The organism is Mesorhizobium sp. P2_E6 (genome assembly GCF_056403835.1).
Map to the genome: position 1 here is coordinate 62,813 of NZ_JBFUEQ010000006.1, position 17,070 is coordinate 79,882.

The 17,070-nt window shown below is 62.2% G+C and carries 14 protein-coding genes; 8 read left to right on the top strand and 6 right to left on the bottom strand.

The window, feature by feature from the left end; translation table 11 throughout:
• Together AC1D08_RS16240 and AC1D08_RS16245 are read right to left on the bottom strand one after the other, a co-directional pair.
• Positions 1-666 (bottom strand): amino acid ABC transporter permease, encoded by a 666-nt coding sequence (locus AC1D08_RS16240; RefSeq protein ID WP_095089401.1) that lies wholly within the window; start codon positions 664-666, stop codon positions 1-3.
• 77 nt (positions 667-743) lie between these two features.
• Entirely contained in the window at positions 744-1,616 is an 873-nt protein-coding gene (locus tag AC1D08_RS16245) for a transporter substrate-binding domain-containing protein (protein WP_095089400.1), read from the bottom strand.
• Between the two features lie 130 nt (positions 1,617-1,746).
• Between AC1D08_RS16245 and AC1D08_RS16250 the strand changes: the two genes are divergently transcribed.
• On the top strand, positions 1,747-2,535 hold the full coding sequence (locus AC1D08_RS16250) for an IclR family transcriptional regulator (protein ID WP_477423553.1): 789 nt from the start codon (positions 1,747-1,749) through the stop codon (positions 2,533-2,535).
• Between the two features lie 36 nt (positions 2,536-2,571).
• Here the strand turns inward: AC1D08_RS16250 and AC1D08_RS16255 are convergent, their stop codons facing one another.
• Positions 2,572-2,775, bottom strand: a complete 204-nt coding sequence (locus AC1D08_RS16255) for a YdcH family protein (protein WP_095089397.1) — start codon at positions 2,773-2,775, stop codon at positions 2,572-2,574.
• Between the two features lie 240 nt (positions 2,776-3,015).
• Here AC1D08_RS16255 and AC1D08_RS16260 point away from each other — a divergent pair, with 240 nt between their 5' ends.
• The 5 genes from AC1D08_RS16260 to AC1D08_RS16280 all read left to right on the top strand — a co-directional run bounded on the left by AC1D08_RS16260 (position 3,016) and on the right by AC1D08_RS16280 (position 7,033).
• Complete coding sequence (locus tag AC1D08_RS16260) at positions 3,016-3,195, top strand: YdcH family protein (protein ID WP_027023510.1); 180 nt, start codon at positions 3,016-3,018, stop codon at positions 3,193-3,195.
• A gap of 317 nt (positions 3,196-3,512) precedes the next feature.
• A complete protein-coding gene (gene ispG, locus AC1D08_RS16265) occupies positions 3,513-4,763 on the top strand; it encodes a flavodoxin-dependent (E)-4-hydroxy-3-methylbut-2-enyl-diphosphate synthase (protein WP_457154428.1) in 1,251 nt (416 codons plus the stop codon).
• Positions 4,764-4,768: 5 nt separating this feature from the next.
• Entirely contained in the window at positions 4,769-5,623 is an 855-nt protein-coding gene (locus AC1D08_RS16270) for a transglycosylase SLT domain-containing protein (RefSeq protein ID WP_457154429.1), read from the top strand.
• Between the two features lie 45 nt (positions 5,624-5,668).
• A complete protein-coding gene (locus tag AC1D08_RS16275) occupies positions 5,669-6,220 on the top strand; it encodes a phosphotransferase-like protein (RefSeq protein WP_457154430.1) in 552 nt (183 codons plus the stop codon).
• Between the two features lie 60 nt (positions 6,221-6,280).
• A complete protein-coding gene (locus AC1D08_RS16280) occupies positions 6,281-7,033 on the top strand; it encodes a Stf0 family sulfotransferase (RefSeq protein ID WP_457154431.1) in 753 nt (250 codons plus the stop codon).
• Positions 7,034-7,051: 18 nt separating this feature from the next.
• Here the strand turns inward: AC1D08_RS16280 and AC1D08_RS16285 are convergent, their stop codons facing one another.
• On the bottom strand, positions 7,052-9,391 hold the full coding sequence (locus tag AC1D08_RS16285; protein ID WP_457154719.1) for a response regulator: 2,340 nt from the start codon (positions 9,389-9,391) through the stop codon (positions 7,052-7,054).
• 228 nt (positions 9,392-9,619) lie between these two features.
• Here AC1D08_RS16285 and AC1D08_RS16290 point away from each other — a divergent pair, with 228 nt between their 5' ends.
• Both AC1D08_RS16290 and AC1D08_RS16295 read left to right on the top strand, forming a co-directional pair.
• Positions 9,620-9,865 carry a hypothetical protein gene (locus AC1D08_RS16290; RefSeq protein WP_457154718.1) on the top strand — a complete coding sequence of 82 codons (246 nt, stop codon included), beginning with the start codon at positions 9,620-9,622 and terminating at the stop codon, positions 9,863-9,865.
• A gap of 93 nt (positions 9,866-9,958) precedes the next feature.
• Entirely contained in the window at positions 9,959-13,396 is a 3,438-nt protein-coding gene (locus tag AC1D08_RS16295; RefSeq protein ID WP_477423556.1) for an acyl-[ACP]--phospholipid O-acyltransferase, read from the top strand.
• Between the two features lie 15 nt (positions 13,397-13,411).
• Here the strand turns inward: AC1D08_RS16295 and AC1D08_RS16300 are convergent, their stop codons facing one another.
• Both AC1D08_RS16300 and AC1D08_RS16305 read right to left on the bottom strand, forming a co-directional pair.
• Positions 13,412-15,712 carry a xanthine dehydrogenase family protein molybdopterin-binding subunit gene (locus tag AC1D08_RS16300; RefSeq protein ID WP_477423558.1) on the bottom strand — a complete coding sequence of 767 codons (2,301 nt, stop codon included), beginning with the start codon at positions 15,710-15,712 and terminating at the stop codon, positions 13,412-13,414.
• Entirely contained in the window at positions 15,705-17,069 is a 1,365-nt protein-coding gene (locus AC1D08_RS16305) for a c-type cytochrome (protein WP_457150451.1), read from the bottom strand. Before AC1D08_RS16305 ends, AC1D08_RS16300 begins: the two co-directional genes overlap by 8 nt.
• Position 17,070: the final 1 nt, after the last annotated feature.

Below are 17,070 nucleotides of genomic sequence, written 5' to 3' on the forward strand. Positions count from 1 at the left end.
TCAGCGCGCCGCCCGGAATCGGCGCTCGACGAGTCGTAACCCGAAAAGCAGCGCATAGCCGGTCAACAGGTACATCGCCGTCGTCACCAGGTAGACCTCGACGATGCGGAAGGTGTTGAAATTGATCCACTGGGCGCCGTAGGTGAGCTCCGGCACCGAAATGACCGAGGCTATCGAAGTGTCCTTGAACAGCGAGATGAAGGTGTTGGACAGCGCCGGCAAGGTGATGCGCAGCATGGTCGGCAGGCGCACATGGACCAGTCGCTGCCATGGCGTCAGGCCAATCGCCTTGCCGGCGTCAAGCTGCCCACGTGGGACGGCTTCGAGCCCGGAGCGGAACACCTCGACCAGATACGCGCCGCTATACACCGACAGCGTCAAGATGAACGAGGTCGGGGCGCTGTAGGCAAGATCGACCACCGTCGGCAGGCCGTAGAACACCAGATAGACAAGCAGGATCAGCGGCACGTTGCGGATGAATTCGACGTAGGCGGCGATGATGGTGCGTACCACGCGCCCGGCCGAAACGTACCAGACCGCCAGAACCAGGCCGATGACGATGCCGATGGCAATCGAGATGATGGCCAGTTCGAGACTGAGCAGCAGTCCGCCCCACAGCTTGTCGAAATGCCGCCAGATCAGGTTGAAATTCAGGGCATAGCCCATGCGTCAGCCTCAGTGCGAAGGGCCGTCGAGGAGAAGCTGGCGGAAGGGCACTGAATGCCGCCCTTCCGCCAACTGGATCAGATAACCGGAAAACCGGGATGGCGAGCCGGCGGCTCCTGTCCGAAGTAATCCTTGAATGCCGCGTCGTAGAGCGCCGTTTCGTGACCGAACATGGCGATGGTGAAAGTCTGATTGACGAAGGTCAGCCAGTCGAGATCGCCTTGCCGGAGTGCCGCACCGTACAGCATCGAGAACCAGCTCTTGCCGGCGTCGAAGTATTTGTCCGGATTGCGCGAGGCAAGCCAACGCACGGTCGAAAGATCGACCGCGGCAGCGTCGACACGCTTGGCTTCCAGTGCTTGCAACACGTTGGCCTGGGTGTCGATCTGCATCACCTGCGACTGCGGCAGAGCTATGTGCACCGATGCTTCGGCATCGACGTTCTGCAAGATCGAGACGCGTGTCGCCGAACCAGCGGCAAGCAATTTGTCGAAGGTCTTGTTCTCGGCGGTCGGAAGGGTCAGCAGCGCGACGCCTTCGACATAGTAAGGCCGGGAAAAGTTGATGAGCTGCGAGCGCTGGGCGCTCATCGTCATGAACTGGATGGTGATGTCGACCTTGTTGGTGGTGACGTTCGGAATGCGCTGCGCCGGATCCTGCATGACGAACTCGACCTTGGTCGGATCGTCGAAAAGGCCCTTGGCAAGGATACGTCCCATGGTGATGTCCATGCCGACCAGTTCGCCGGCATCGTTTTCGAAGTGCCAGGGCGCATTGGTGCTGCCAGTGCCGACAATCAGCTTGCCGCGGTCGAGCACGGTGCGCAGCAGGCTGTCGGATGCTGCCTGAGCGGCAGCCTTCTGGGCATCGACGGTTGCAAGCACGCCAGCCGTGGCCAGTCCCGCCATTCCAAATTTCAGAAAATCACGTCTTCCGGATGTGTCGTTCACGGCGACCTCCTTTCGTGTTGTGTTCCCCTATGCACAGGAAATTCACGCATCGTCGATTTTTAGATCGATTGTCTCTTACAAGAGACGTATGTATCCTGTACAAGACAGATACTAGCACCAGGAATCGACAATGCAAGACGGCAATGCCCCAGCAGTTTCAGCCGACGAGAAGATTTCGGGGTCCCGCGAAAAAGGCCTCAACCGGGTGCTCGAGATCCTGGAGTTTCTGCACACGACGCAGCGCGCGATCGGCATTGGCGATCTTGCCAAGGGGGTGAACGCACCCCGCTCGACGACCTACACGCTTGTGCGGTCGCTGGTGGATGCCGGCCTGCTGGAAATGGCCGGCGACGGCAATCGTGTCTATTTCGGCAAGAAGCTCTATCTCTACGGAATGGATTATGTGCGGGGCAACGACCTCTTGAGGCGCGGGCGCCAGGAGGTCGACAATCTGTCGCGCGAAACGGGCGAGACCTCGGAACTGTGTATGCTGCAGAGCGGCCGCTATACGATCGTCCATTCAAGCCCGGGCACCAGGCCGTTCCGCATCAGCTCCGCCACCGGCCTGCAGATACCGCTGCCCTGGACCGCTTCGGGACGGCTCCTGCTGGCGGGCTTCCAACAGGCCCAGATCGAAGACATGGTGTCCGAAGACGATCTCGTCCTGCCGGACGGTCGCAGATTGCTTCTCAACGACTTCATCGCCGACATAGCGAAGGCCGAAGCCACAGGCTATTGCGTCACCTCGGGCCTTGTCGATGCCTACACGAAATGCCTCGCCGCGCCCGTCTTTTCAGGACCGGGCAGGGTCGAGGCGACGATGTGCCTGGTGGTTCCCATCGACACGTCCGAGGAGCGGACCGGCAGTTTAATCGGTCTGCTGCGCGACCGCGCCGCCAGGCTTTCGATCGCCGGATAGGCGCAAGCGATCGGGATCGACCCCGGCTCCGCCGTCTCACGCAATGATGTCGGGGATGATCTTGTCTTCCAGCGCCATCAGCCGGTCCTTGAGGAACAGCTTCTTCTTTTTCATGCGCTGGATCTGCAGCGGGTCGCAGTTCGTGGCGATCATTGCGTTGATCGCCGCATCGAAATCGGCGTGTTCCTGCTTCAGCCGGGAAAATTCGAGGCGAATATCGGCCTGTTCCTGATCGGACATTCTCTACCGTCTGCACGTCTGCGGCGCCCAAAACTGGGCCTGATTGGGCGGGACCGGCAACTTCTGCCGCTGGCGCGCAGCCCATATCACATTTCACATTGTCGTGGAATGCTACCACGGATCATTCGACATCGCGGCCGGATGGTGGCACAGTGTCATTGTGCCGTCACAGAAGCGAACCTGCGGTGGACGCGCCGTGACGGTTGCAATCGAGGAAAACCATGAAAGGGAGAACCAATCATGTCTCTTGCTTCCCATCTTGATGAGTTGCAGCGGAAACACGGCGACATCGAGCGCGAGATCGATGACGCGATGAACCATCCGTCGGTGGACGACCTCGAAATCGTGAATCTGAAGCGACGCAAGCTGGCACTCAAGGACGAGATTGAAAAACTGAGAGCACAACCGACCACGCATTGATGCCCTCCTGATATAGACGATCACGATCCACGGCCTTTTGCCGGCGGCAGCTGTCGCCGGTGTGGTGGATTCTGATTTCCAGCGCGGCGATCGCCCAGGCTGGACTTCCGTTCAGGTCAATTGTCGCTTCGGCCGTCGTCGGATGGATCGGTTGTTTTTGATCCCGGCGGCGGGCCAATTGCGGCCAGTGGCGACCTGTCGCCATTGACAAGCCATCTTTGCTCCTCCACCTCATGCCCGGACTTTAGCGCATCGGCCCGGGGCGTTTGTGCGTCCTAGCGGACGCATGGCGCTCCAGAGACAAAAGGCTGCCGGGCATGACCGGATATTTTTCCTCTCCCTTCCCCCGCCGCACCTCGGTCGGCGTCGATGTCGGCGGCGTGGTCGTCGGCGGCGGCGCGCCGGTTGTCGTGCAGTCGATGACCAACACCGATACGGCCGATGTCGACCAGACGGTTGCGCAAGTTGCGGCGCTGCACCGCGCCGGCTCCGAGATCGTGCGCATCACCGTCGATCGCGACGAGAGCGCTGCGGCCGTGCCGCGCATCCACGAAAGGCTGGCGCGGCTCGGCGTCGACGTTCCGCTGGTCGGCGATTTCCACTATATCGGCCATAAGCTTTTGGCCGACCATCCGGCCTGCGCCGAGGCGCTGGCCAAATACCGCATCAACCCGGGCAATGTCGGCTTCAAGGACAAGAAGGATCGGCAGTTCGCGGCGATCGTCGAGATGGCGATCAAATATGACAAGCCGGTGCGCATCGGCGTCAACTGGGGTTCGCTCGACCAGGAGCTTTTGACCCGGCTGATGGACGACAACCAGGCCAAGGGCTTTCCGCTGACGGCGCAGGAAGTGATGCGCGAGGCAATCGTGCAGTCGGCGATCCTGTCGGCCGAAATGGCGGAAGAGATCGGCCTTGGCCGTGAAAAAATCATCCTGTCGGCCAAGGTCAGCGGCGTGCAGGACCTGATCGCCGTCTATACCGAACTCGCCACACGCTCCAACCACGCGCTGCATCTTGGCCTGACCGAGGCCGGCATGGGCTCGAAAGGCATCGTGGCCTCGTCCGCCGCCATGGGCATCCTGCTCCAGCAAGGCATCGGCGACACCATTCGCATCTCGCTGACGCCGGAGCCGAACGGCGACCGCACGCGTGAAGTGCAGGTGTCGCAGGAACTGCTGCAGACGATGGGGTTCAGGCAGTTCGTGCCGATCGTCGCCGCTTGCCCCGGCTGCGGCCGCACCACCTCCACTGTGTTCCAGGAACTCGCCCAGAACATCCAGGCGGATCTCAGGAAGAACATGCCGGTGTGGCGCGAAAAATATCCCGGCGTCGAGAACCTCAAGGTCGCGGTGATGGGTTGCATCGTCAACGGCCCGGGTGAGTCCAAACATGCCGATATTGGCATTTCGCTGCCCGGCACCGGTGAGACGCCGACGGCGCCTGTCTTCGTCGACGGCAAGAAGGCAGCGACGCTGCGCGGGCCGTCGATCGCGGCGGATTTCGAAAAAATGGTCGCAGACTATATCGAGCAACGGTTTGGTCGCGGCAAGGCCGCGGCCGAGTAGGCGCCATGCAGCGTTTCCTGTGGGCGGCGCTGATCTTGATGTGCGGAGTGGGCTGGTCGACGCTGGTTCAGGCAGACCCTCCGCAATCCGCCAAGCAGCGGCTCATCGACAAGGTCTGCACCCTGATCCAGGCCCATGCCGACCAGAACGGCTTGCCCAGGGATTTCTTCGCCCGGCTGATCTGGAAAGAAAGCCGCTTCGATCCCAACGCCGTCAGTCCGGTCGGTGCCGAAGGCATCGCCCAGTTCATGCCGGGCACCGCCAAGATGCGGGGCCTTGCCAACTCCTTCGACATTAACCAGGCGATCCCGGCCTCAGCCAAATACCTAGCCGAGATGAAGGGCGCCTACGGCAATCTCGGCCTGGCGGCGGCCGCCTACAATGCCGGCGAAAGCCGGGTGTCGCGCTGGCTCGGTTCCGGCGGCTTCCTGCCGATGGAGACCGAGAGCTACGTATTCGACATCATGGGCGAGCCGGTCGATAAGTTCACCGATCCGGCCTATGCCGGAAAGGTCGAGCCGCTCGATCAGAAGGTGGATTTTGCCGTCGCTTGCCGCAGGCTGCCGGTGATCATGTCGCAGACGGTGGCGATGGCCTCGATCAACATAAAACCATGGGGCATCCAGGTGGCCGGCAACTTCCGCCGCAGCGCCGCGATCAGCCAGTGGCTGCGGGTCAGGAGCCGCTTCCCGGCCCTGCTCGGCGGCCATGATCCGGTGGTCAGCCAGGTGCGCACGCCAATCGGCCGGCGCGGCATCTACGCAGTCAGGATCGGTGTCGACGACCGCGCCGCCGCCAATGTCATTTGCCAGAAATTGCAAAGCGTCGGCGGAGCGTGCGTGGTGGTGCGCAACCGGTAGTCTGACCCGTGGCGGGCAAGATGTTCTGGCCGAAAAGGGGGCGACGTGAAAGCCAGCATCATTCTGCTCAATGGCGTCGGCAGTGCCGGCAAGAGCTCCATCGCAAGGGCGTTGCAACAGATCACCGCCGCGCCCTTCCTGCATGTCCAGATGGACACTTTCATCGAGATGCTGCCAGACGCCTTGCAGGACCATACGGATGGCTTTTCCTATGAGACCATCCGACAGGACGGCAAGCCTGCGGTCGTGATTAGAACCGGACCGGTGGGGGCGCGGACCCTGCGCGGCATGCGCCACGCCATCGCCGCACTGGCTGGGCAAGGCAACAACCTCATCGTCGACGAGGTGCTTTGCAACGGCGAAATGTCCGAATATCTCGAACTGCTGTCGGCCTTCGACCTCCATGTGGTTGCTGTCCTGGCGCCGCTGGAGGTGCTGGAGGCGCGCGAAGCCCAGCGTGCCGATCGGCTGCCGGGCCTGGCGCGCTGGCAATATGGGCGCGTGCACGAGAACATTCGCTACGACCTCGAAGTCGACACCAGCGTGCTTACTTCGCTGGAGTGTGCCCGTCGCATCCAGCAAAGATTTCAGCTATAGCGCGACCATTCCTTGCCAGGGGCGACAGCCTTGCCACCGACGAACCGCGAGAGCCGTGACATGTTTGACGGATACATCATCTGCGGCACGCCGAGGACCGGAAGCACCTTGCTGTGCAAGCTTCTGGCGTCCACGAAGACGGCTGGCAATCCTCACTCATTCTATCGGCGGCAGGATGTGTCGGAGTGGGCCGAAGAGTGGGGCCTGCCCGATCGCGACACGATGAGCGATCTCGACTTCAATGCCGCCTATCTCAAGGCGGCGATCGCCAATGGCAGGGGTGGGACAGGCATTTTCGGTCTTCGTCTGATGCGGGAAAACCTGGATGAGCTTTCAGCGATCCTCGACCAGGTTTTCCCAAGACTTCCATCGGACAGAGCGCGGTTCGAGAAAGCATTCGGCCGTGTTCTCTACATGCATCTCTCGCGTGAGAACAAGCTTGCGCAGGCTGTCTCCCTGGTCAAGGCAGAGCAGACCGGTCTTTGGCATATCGCTCCCGACGGAACCGAGATCGAAAGGGTCGCACCCGCGAAAGAACCGCAATATGATTTCGAGCGGCTCAAACGTGAGGTCACGGAGCTCGAGGCCTATGATGCCGCCTGGAACATCTGGTTCGTAGAGCAAGGCATAATCCCGCTGCGGCTTGGCTACGAGCGCCTTGCCGCCAACCCGGCCGCGACATTGCTAGACATCTGCGGAGCCTTGGGCGTTCAAGCGCCGATCGCCGATGACATAAAGCCAGGTGTTGCAAAGCTCGCCGACGAGACGAGCCTTGACTGGATGCGCCGCTATCATCTGGACGCCGCTGCCTGATATGCCGATGGCTGCGGGCTAAGCCGTCTTCGCCACCACCGTCTCGCTGAGCCAGGTGCCGATCTTGGTGCCGAGGCGGTCGGGTGAAACCGGCTTGGGCAGATAGTCGTCCATGCCGGCCTCGATGCACTTGTCGCGATCGCCCTTCAGCGCGTGCGCGGTAACGCCGATGATCGGGATGTGCGTGCCCGACGAGGTCTCCATCGCACGGATGGCGCGGGTCGCCTCGTAGCCGTTCATCTCTGGCATCGAGACGTCCATCAGGATCAGCCTGGGGCGCAGCGCCCGGTACATCTCGACCGCCGTGCGGCCGTTGCCGGCGATGCGATAGCTGAGGCCAAGGCCGTTGAGGATCTGGCCGAAAACCAACTGGTTCACGTCGTTGTCCTCGGCAATGAGGATGTCGATCGGACCGTTCAGCGTAGCCGTCGATTCCGGTGCCGCGGCAACCGGTATCGCCGGGCCGCGGATAACGGTGAAAGCGGGTGGCGCAGCCGGGGGAATCGGCACGATCGGTTCGCGGACGAACTGGGCCTTGCCGACCTGCGAGCGAGCCCTCTGGATGACCGAGATGACGGTGCCGAGCAGGACAGCGGAACGCGCCGGCTTGGTCAGGTGCGCGGCGATGCCGAAGTCGATGATCATCTTGCCGAAATCGACCTGGTCGACCGAGGTCAGCAACACCACCGGAATGGAAGCCAGCCGGCTGTCGGAAGCGATGGCCCTGGCAACATCGGCGCCGTTCATGCCCGGCATCTGGTAGTCGAGGATGATGCAGTCGACGGCGGCTCCCAGCTGGAAAGCGCGATCGAGGAAGGCTAGGCCCACGGCGCCGCTTTCGGCGGCGGCGCAGTCGAAGCTCCAGCTTCTGAGCTGCTCGAGCAGGATCTCGCGGTTGACCGGATTGTCGTCAATGACCAGCACGCGCGCGCCGGTGACGTCGACCGGCACGATTTCGTCGCGCGCCACGGCGTGGTGCGCCGGCAGCGGCACCGCAAACCAGAACACCGAGCCGCGGCCGATCTCGCTCTCGACGCCGATCTTGCCCGCCATCAGATCGACGAGGCGCGCGGCGATGGCGAGGCCAAGGCCAGTGCCCTCGTGGCGGCGGGTCGACGACCCGTCGACCTGGGCGAATTTCTCGAAAACGTTCTGCAGTTTTTCGGCCGGTATGCCGATGCCGGTGTCCTCGACGCGGACCTTGAGCTGGACCACGTCGTTGACGATCTCGCCGCCGACATCGATCAGCACGTGACCCTTTTCGGTGAACTTTACCGCATTGCCGAGCAGGTTGGTGACGATCTGCCGGAACCGTCCGGCGTCGCCGATGACATAGGCCGGCAGCCGCGGGTCGACACGCACGATCAGTTCGAGGTTCTTCTCGGCGACGCGCGCCGACACCAGCGTCGCTACGTCCTCGACCGCCTCGGAGAGACGGAAGGGAGCCGGATCGAGGGTCAGCTGGCCGGCATTGATCTTGGAGAAATCGAGGATGTCGTTGATGATGGTGAGCAACGCGTTGCCGGATTTGACGATGACGTCGGTGAAGGTTTTTTGGCGCGCGGTCAGGTCGGTCTTGGCCAGCAGCTCGGCCATGCCGAGCACGCCGTTCATCGGCGTGCGGATTTCGTGGCTCATATTGGCCAGGAATTCAGACTTGGCGCGGTCGGCGGCCTCGGCCTTGAACAGGGATTCGGCGGATTCGGCAAAGGCGCGGCGGATGGCCACTTCCATCGGGCGGAAGATCCAGAAGGCGACGATGGCAAGGGCGGCGAACAGGATGCCGCTCGCCCACAGCAATAGCCTGTCGCTGGAGACATCGGCCAGATGGCGCTCGTCGTCCATGGCGGTGCGGACGCGGACCAGCATGGGCTGGGCGAACAGGTCATTCTGGTTGCGGATTTCGCGATAGCTCCATTCATCGACCTTCTGCGCCATCGACATCAGGTTGAAGTTGCGCACCATGTCGCGCGGCGACCAGAACAGGTCGCCGTTGACGGAAGCGGTTTCGAGCTCGTTGATGGTCTTGACCGAAAGGCGCGGCTTGATCGCGGCAAGCTGGGCGGTCAGCGTTTCGATCTCGCCGGTCAGGCGCTCCGAATGACCCCGCGCCGATGAGGTGAGGGCATCGCGCGTCTCCGCCCGCCATGCAGTACCGGTCGTCTCGGCAAAGCTGGTCGCGTTGCGCAGGTCGCGGGTGAAAACGACGAGGTTGCTGCTTAGCGCATCGATGTCATGACGAAAGGAATTGACCCGATCGAGCGCGATCACGATGGCGGCGGAAGCCAGCGCAAAGATCAGCAACCCTGAAATATAGCGGGCCCGGACCGAACGGATGAAGGACGAATATTCCGGCATGCGCAACCCCAACACATACGCATCATTTTAATGACCGGGATTACGCTTCATTTACATTAAAATTTCGTTCGTCGGGCGAACCATGCGCCGGCGCGAAGCTCGAACGGCTGACGGAAACGCTGTCGGCAAGTCGGCTTGATTGTATCCGGCCTGAAACAGACCACCAGCGACCCGGCTTAAGGCTGAAACGAAAGGATCATATCGATGGCCACCAACAACTAAGCGCCCATGAACTCAAGCACCCGGGAAGCGTTCACCACGGCCAGTTTCGCCATCGCGGCCTCGAAGACGGTGGGCGGCATCCACCTTGATGAGAGCATGATTTGCCGCCAAGGTTCCATGCGATGGCGGCGATCGTGCTCGTGCAGAGCTCGATCGTCAGAAGCGGAAGACCCAAGCCGTTTCATCAACCGGCTGGAGGACGGCAAGACCGAGACACTGCTGATGGACGTCAACCGCAGTAACGAAGTGTAACCGGGTTTCCGCTACCACTACGCTCAAACCGCGTAAGACCGTTGACTAATCGGACCAGGACTTCAACGGCCTTGCCCAATGGAAGTCGCCGCCATGGACATCGCTCCGAACAATCATACGAACAGTCATCTGATGATGACACGGCGCTTTGCGCCTCTCTTCTGGACGCAGTTCCTGTCTGCCTTCAACGACAATTTCCTGAAGAACACGCTGGTGTTCCTTATTCTGTTCACGCTGGCGGCGGACAAGGCGGCATCACTGGTCACCCTGGCCGGTGCCGTCTTCATGGCTCCCTTCCTGCTCTTGTCAGCCCTTGGCGGCGAGATCGCCGACCGCTTCGACAAGGCCCTCATCGCCCGTCGGCTGAAATTCACCGAGATCGCCGCTGCTGGCGTCGCGGTCGTCGGCATCGCGCTGTCGTCGATACCGGTGCTGATGGTGGCGTTGTTGATGTTCGGCATCATCTCGGCGCTGTTCGGACCGATCAAGTACGGCATCTTGCCGGATCATCTCGAGCGCAAGGAATTGCCCGGCGCCAACGCCTGGATCGAATCGGCGACCTTCGCCGCCATCCTCGGTGGCACCATCGCCGGCGGCATCGTCTCGGCCGATGGCATAGGCGTCTCGGTCTTCGGGCCGATCATGATGATCCTCGCCGTGAGTTGCTGGATCGTCAGCCGCTACATCCCGTCCACCGGTTCTGCCGCCCCCGACCTCGTCATCGACAAAAACGTCTTTCGCTCGACCTGGCGGCAGGTCAACGGATTGCGTGGCGACAAGCGGATCTGGCGCGCCGGGCTGATGACGTCCTGGTTCTGGCTGATCGGCGCCATCGTTCTTTCGATCCTGCCGACCTTGATCAAGGATTCGCTCGGCGGCAACGAGATCGCCGTGACTGCCTATCTCGCGGTGTTCGCCGTTTCGATCGCCATTGGCTCGGCCATTGCCGCGTGGATGTCGCAGGGACGCATCGTGCTGTTGCCTGCACCGGTCGGCACGGCGCTGCTGGCGCTGTTTGGACTGGACCTGGCCTGGACCATCTGGAGCATGCAGCCTTCGCCCAGGACTGAGACCCTTGCCCTGTTCTTCGCCGGGCCAAACACGATCCATGTTGCGATCGACCTCGCCGGCATGGCGATTGCCAGCGCCTTCCTCGTGGTGCCGACCTTTGCTGCCGTGCAGGCATGGTCGCCCGAAGCGAGTCGTGCCCGCGTCGTCGCCGCCGTCAGCATCGTCAACGCAGGCTTCATGACGGTCGGCGGCATACTCGTCGCCGCGATCCAGTCAGCCGGCGTCTCCACCGGAGCCATCCTGTTCGGCCTTGCTGCGGCCAACGCCATCGCCGCCTGGCTGATGCTGAAATACCTGCCGACCAACGCTTTCCGTGATTTTGTCTCCATTCTGTTCCGCGCTTTCCATCGGCTGGAAGTCGAGGGCATGGAGAACCTCAAGGCGGCAGGCAAAGCGCCGATCCTGGCGCTCAACCATGTCAGCTTCCTCGACGGTCCCCTGGCCTTGACCCTGACCGATGAGGAGCCGGTCTTCGCCATCGACCACACCATCGCCCAGGCCTGGTGGATGAAGCCGTTCATGAAACTCGCCCGCGCGCTGCCGCTCAACCCATCCAAGCCGATGTCGACCCGCACGCTGATCAAGATCGTTCAGGGCGGCGACCCGCTTGTCATCTTCCCGGAAGGCCGCATCACCGTCACCGGCGGCCTGATGAAGGTTTATGACGGCGCCGCCATGGTCGCCGACAAGACCGGTTCGATGGTCGTACCGGTGCGCATCGACGGGCTGGAGAAAAGCTATTTTTCACGGCTGACCTCCCAGCATGTGCGCCGCCGGCTGTTCCCGAAGGTCAAGGTGACCATCCTTGAGCCGGTAAAGCTGGAAGTGCTGCAAGACCTAAAGGGCCGCAAGCGCCGCGCCGCGGCGGGCGCCGCCCTCTATCAGGTGATGTCGGACCTCGTCTTCCGTACCCAGGACATCGACAAGACGGTGCTGGAAAAGATCATCCAGACGGCAAACGAACGCGGCATGAGAGAGCTCGCCGTGCAGGATCCGGTCACCGGTTCGCTGAGCTACGGAAAGCTGCTCACGGCCGCTGCGGTGCTCGGCGAGAAATTCCAGAATCTCTATGCCGGCCAGCAGACGCTCGGCATCATGCTGCCGAACGCCAACGGCTCCTGCGCGACGCTGCTCGGCGTCATGTCGGCCGGCAAGGTTCCGGCGATGATGAACTTCACCGCCGGTGCGGCAAACATCCTGTCCGCCTGCAAGGCCGCCGAAGTGCGCACCGTGCTCACTTCTCGCGCCTTTGTCGAACAGGCAAAGCTCGGTGCGGTGGTCGAGGAAATCGGCCGCTCGGTCGACATCGTCTGGCTCGACGATTTGCGCGGGTCCGTCGGCCTCAGGGACAAGCTGCTCGGCTTGCTGCGCAAGAGCACGCCACGCGCGCCGCGCAAGCCCGACGATGCCGCGGTGATCCTGTTCACCTCGGGTTCGGAAGGCACGCCGAAGGGCGTCGTGCTCACCCACCGCAACATCCTGGCCAATGCCGCCCAGGCCGCCTCGCGCATCGACTTCCATTCGGGCGACAAGGTGTTCAACGTGTTGCCGATCTTCCATTCGTTCGGCATGACGGCGGGCACGGTGCTGCCGCTGATCTCCGGCGTGCCGGTCTATTTCTACCCCTCGCCGCTGCACTACCGCATCGTGCCGGAACTGATCTACGCCTCGAACGCGACGATCATCTTCGGCACCGACACGTTCCTCGCCGGCTATGCGCGCACCGCGCACCCCTATGACTTCCGCTCGATACGTTATTGCTTTGCTGGCGCGGAGCCGGTCAAGGCAGCGACGCGCATGACCTATATGGAGAAGTTCGGCGTGCGCATCCTCGAGGGTTACGGCGTCACCGAAACAGCACCTGTGATCTCGATCAACACGCCGATGTACAACCGCTCCGGAACCGTCGGCAAAATCATGCCCGGCATGGAATATCGCCTCGATCCGGTACCCGGTGTCGACGATGGCGGACGGCTTTTCGTGCGTGGGCCCAATGTCATGGCCGGCTATCTCAGGGCCGAGAAGCCCGGTGTGCTCGAACCACTCGAAGACGGCTGGCATGACACCGGAGACGTCGTCGCCGTCGACGACGTCGGCTTCATCACCATTCGCGGCCGGGCCAAGCGCTTTGCCAAGATCGGCGGCGAGATGATATCGCTGGCTGCTATCGAGGCGCTGGCTGGCGAATTGTGGAAAGGCTCGCTCTCAGCGGTCGCCACTGTACCGGATGCGCGCAAGGGCGAAAAGCTGATCCTGATCACCGAGGCCGCCAACGCCACGCGCGCCGAATTCCTGACCTTCGCCAAGGCGAACGGCGCCATGGACCTGATGGTGCCGGCCGAAGTCCGCGCCGTTGCAAAAGTGCCGGTCCTCGGTTCCGGCAAGCTCGACTTCGCCGCTGTGACCAAAATGGTGCGCGGCGAAGAAGAGATGAAGATCAAGGTGGCTGGAAGCGCTTGAACATCGATTGATCTTTCAGACCGCCAGCGAGTAGCCCAGATCGCGCAATGGCAGTCGGCGCACGCGCTCTCCGGTGGCGGCGAAGATGGCGTTGCCCAGCGCGGGCGCAAGCGCCGGGAAAGCAGGTTCGCCCATGCCGGTCGGTGGATTGTCCGACTGGATGAAATAGGCATCGATCGTCATTGGTGCGAAAGGCATGCGCAGGATCGGATAGGCATTGTAATTCTGCTCCTGCACGCGGCCGTTTTCGATGTTGATCTTGAGACCCATGGCCGTTGAGAGTGCGTCGGTCGACGCTCCCTGCGCCTGGGCTTCGGACCCTGCCATGTCAATGATGGGGCCGACATCGAGCACCACCACGATGCGCGCGATCTTGATCCGCTTGTCGGTGTCCACGCTGATCTCAATCGACTGTGCGACATGGCCGGCGTGGGAATAGCACCAGGCCAGGCCCAAACCGCTCCCATTCGCCAACTTCTTGCCCCACCCGGCCTTCTCGGAGCACATCCTGATCACGTCGGTGGCCCGCTTGGGGCTGAAGTTGACGCTTTTGTCCTTGGGCGCCAGATCAGGCACGTCGCGGTTCACGGCGTCGATAAGGAAATCGACATGATCGCGGCCGGAAGCGAGCGACAGTTCGTGCATGAAGCTCTGGGCAGCGAAGACCTGGGCATTGTCGCCCGGCGCGCGCCACGCTCCGGTGGGAATCTTCAAGGGGAACATTGTCTTGGCGCGGCGCAGATTGGGCGCCTTGATCGAATATCTCAGATTGTCGGTGAGGTTGGCGCCCGTGGCTTCCTTCTTGCCGTCGGCGGTGAAGGTGATGAAATGTTCCTGCCAGGCGTCGAGCCTGCCGCCTCTGTCGATCGCGCCCTTGAACTGATGGTAGCCGGCGGGCCGGTAGAAATCGTGGGCGAAATCGTCTTCGCGGGTCCATTGCAGCTTGACCGGGGCACTGACCTTCTTGGCGATAGCCGCCGCCTCGCAGGCATAGTCATTGACCAGCCGCCGTCCGAAGCCGCCGCCGACGCGGGTCTGGTGCATCACGACTTTCTCCGGCGGAATGTCTGCAGCCTTTGCAATCAGCGGCAAGCCACGATCGGGCTGTTGGGTAGGCACCCACATCTCCATCACCCCGTCATGGTAGTGCGCCGTGGTGTTCATCGGTTCAAGCGGCACATGGGCGGCGAAAGGATACTCGTAATAGGCCTCCACGGTCTTGGCGGCATTGCCCAAGGCCCTGTCCACGTCGCCGACATTGTCGTCGGGCTTTTCCGGGAAATTTGTCGCCAGCTTCCTGGCCTGGGCCGAGAATTGCGACGTGGAGTCTTTCGAGGCCATGCTCAGGTCCCAATCCACCTGAAGCTTGTTCTTGGCCTGGAAAGCGCTCCAGGTGTCCCTGGCGACGATAGCCACGCCCGGCATCACTTCGACCGCCATGCCCGTGCCGTCCACGGCGAAGGCGTCGAGCACGCCGCGTTGCGCCTTGATCTCGTCGATGTTGAAGGATTTGACCTTGCCGCCCGCCGCCGGACATTTGGTGTAGGTCGCATAGACCATGCCGGGGAGTTGAACATCGATGCCGAACAGCGGCTGGCCACTGACGACCTTGGGATCGTCAACACCGCGATAGCGCTTGCCTATCAAGCGATACTCGGCGCGAACCTTCAGCGTCAAGCTCTTGGGATCGGGCACTGGCATTTTCGACGCCGCGGCGGCAAGTGACCCATAGGTTGCGGACCGACCGCTGGCGGCATGGGTCAAGATCGAGTCCCTGGCGGTGATCTGCGACGGGTCCACCTTCCATTGCCCGGCCGCTGCGGCGATGAGCATCGCCTTGGCGCCGGCACCGGCCTGACGCAGCTGGTCCCAGGCATGCGGGATGGATGTCGAACCGCCCGCGCCTTGACTGCCATAGACCTTGGGATTGATGTCCGCCTGCTCCATCACGACGTGGTTCCAATCGGCGTCGAGTTCATCGGCAATGATGACGCCGAAGGAGGTCTTGATGCCCTGGCCGATCTCCGGGCATTTGGAATAAATTGTGATCGTGTTGTCCGGGGCGATACGGATGAAAGCGTTCATCGCCTGGTCCTTGGTGCTTGCCGTATCGACGTTCGCACCATCCGCCGCGAACGCTGCGTCTCCAAGGTGAAAGCCCAGCACCAGCCCCGCTACGCCCGCGCCGGCCAACTTGAAGAAGGTGCGTCGTCCCACTGTCACCGACGCACTGGTCGGCGGGACCGAACGGACCTCGCGTATCAGCGCCGAGAGATAGGCATCGGACTGGGCAAAGTTGGACTGAATGTCAGCCATTGGGTGCTTCCTTAAATTGCTGGGCCGCCTGCTTTCGCAGACCGGCCACATCCTTGCCTGCCAAGTGCGAGCCTTCGGCACCAAACCGGGCGGTGACATAGTTGGCCACGGCCGCGATGTCGTCGTCCGAATAGCCTTCACCAAAGGCTGGCATGAAGATCGTGCCTTCGCCGGTCTGGCGGTTGACGCCATTGATGATCGTCTGCGCCACATTGGTGGCACTAGGGTCGTTTACCGCGCGCACGCCGGTCAGAGTGGCATAGCCGGTGACCGGGCTCACGCCGGTCCAGTCGTGGCAGCTGGCGCAGGCGCCGGCGAAGATCTTTTCACCACGCGAATTGACATCCGCCGCCACACCCTCCTTGTACGACGCCGGCGCCGCGGTCGTGACAGTGCGGGGCAGATCACTCGCATGGGCGGGTATGCTGCGCAGGTACGCCATCAAGGCATGGGTGTCGTCGGGCAACAGATAGCTCAGGCTGTCATCGGTGGCCTCACCCATCGGCCCAGCAGCGCCGCCATGACCGTTGGCATGACCGGTGGAAAGATAGGAATAGAGATCCTGGTCGCTCCAGTCGCCGATGCCTGAAGCCTTGTCGTCGGTGATGTTGTAGGCGCGCCAGCCCGCGGTGAGCGCGCCGGCGAATTTGCCGTGATTGTCCAGCCCATAGGCCAGGTTGCGCGGTGTATGGCATTCGCCGCAATGGCCCAATGCCTCGGCAAGATAGGCGCCTCTGTTCCATTGCGGGCTCTGGCCGGCGTTGGGGCGGAAACGATTGTCGGGATTGAACATGACATCCCAGAGCACCAGCAGGCTGCGCTGGCTGAAGGGCCAGGAAAGCTGGTCTTGCCTTGTTGGGGCCTGTACCGGCGCCAGCGAGAAGAGGTACGCCTTGATGGCCAGCGCGTCGGCGTCGGTCATGTAGGTGTAGGAGCTGTAGGGCATGGCGGGATAGAGCTTTTCGCCATCGGCGCGAATGCCCTTGTGCACAGCGGCCAGGAACTGCGCGTCAGTGTAGTTGCCAATGCCGGTTTGCTTGTCCGGTGTGATGTTGGTGGAATAGATCGTGCCGAACGGCATGTTGAAGGCGAAACCGCCCGAGAAAGGCGCGCCGCCCGGCGCGGTATGGCAGGCCTGGCAGTCCGCGGCATGCGTAAGGTATTCGCCGCGCTTGATCATATCGGCACCGGCGAGCTGGGCCGGTACACCGGTGATATCGGCGCCATGGTAATCCGCCAGCGCCACGGTCGAGCCGCCGGCAAAGGACATCGGATCGCGGCCGAGAAACAGCCAGCCGGTGAAACCAAGCGCTGCGATGACAATGACAGCAAAGACAATGCCGATGATTTTCTGCATG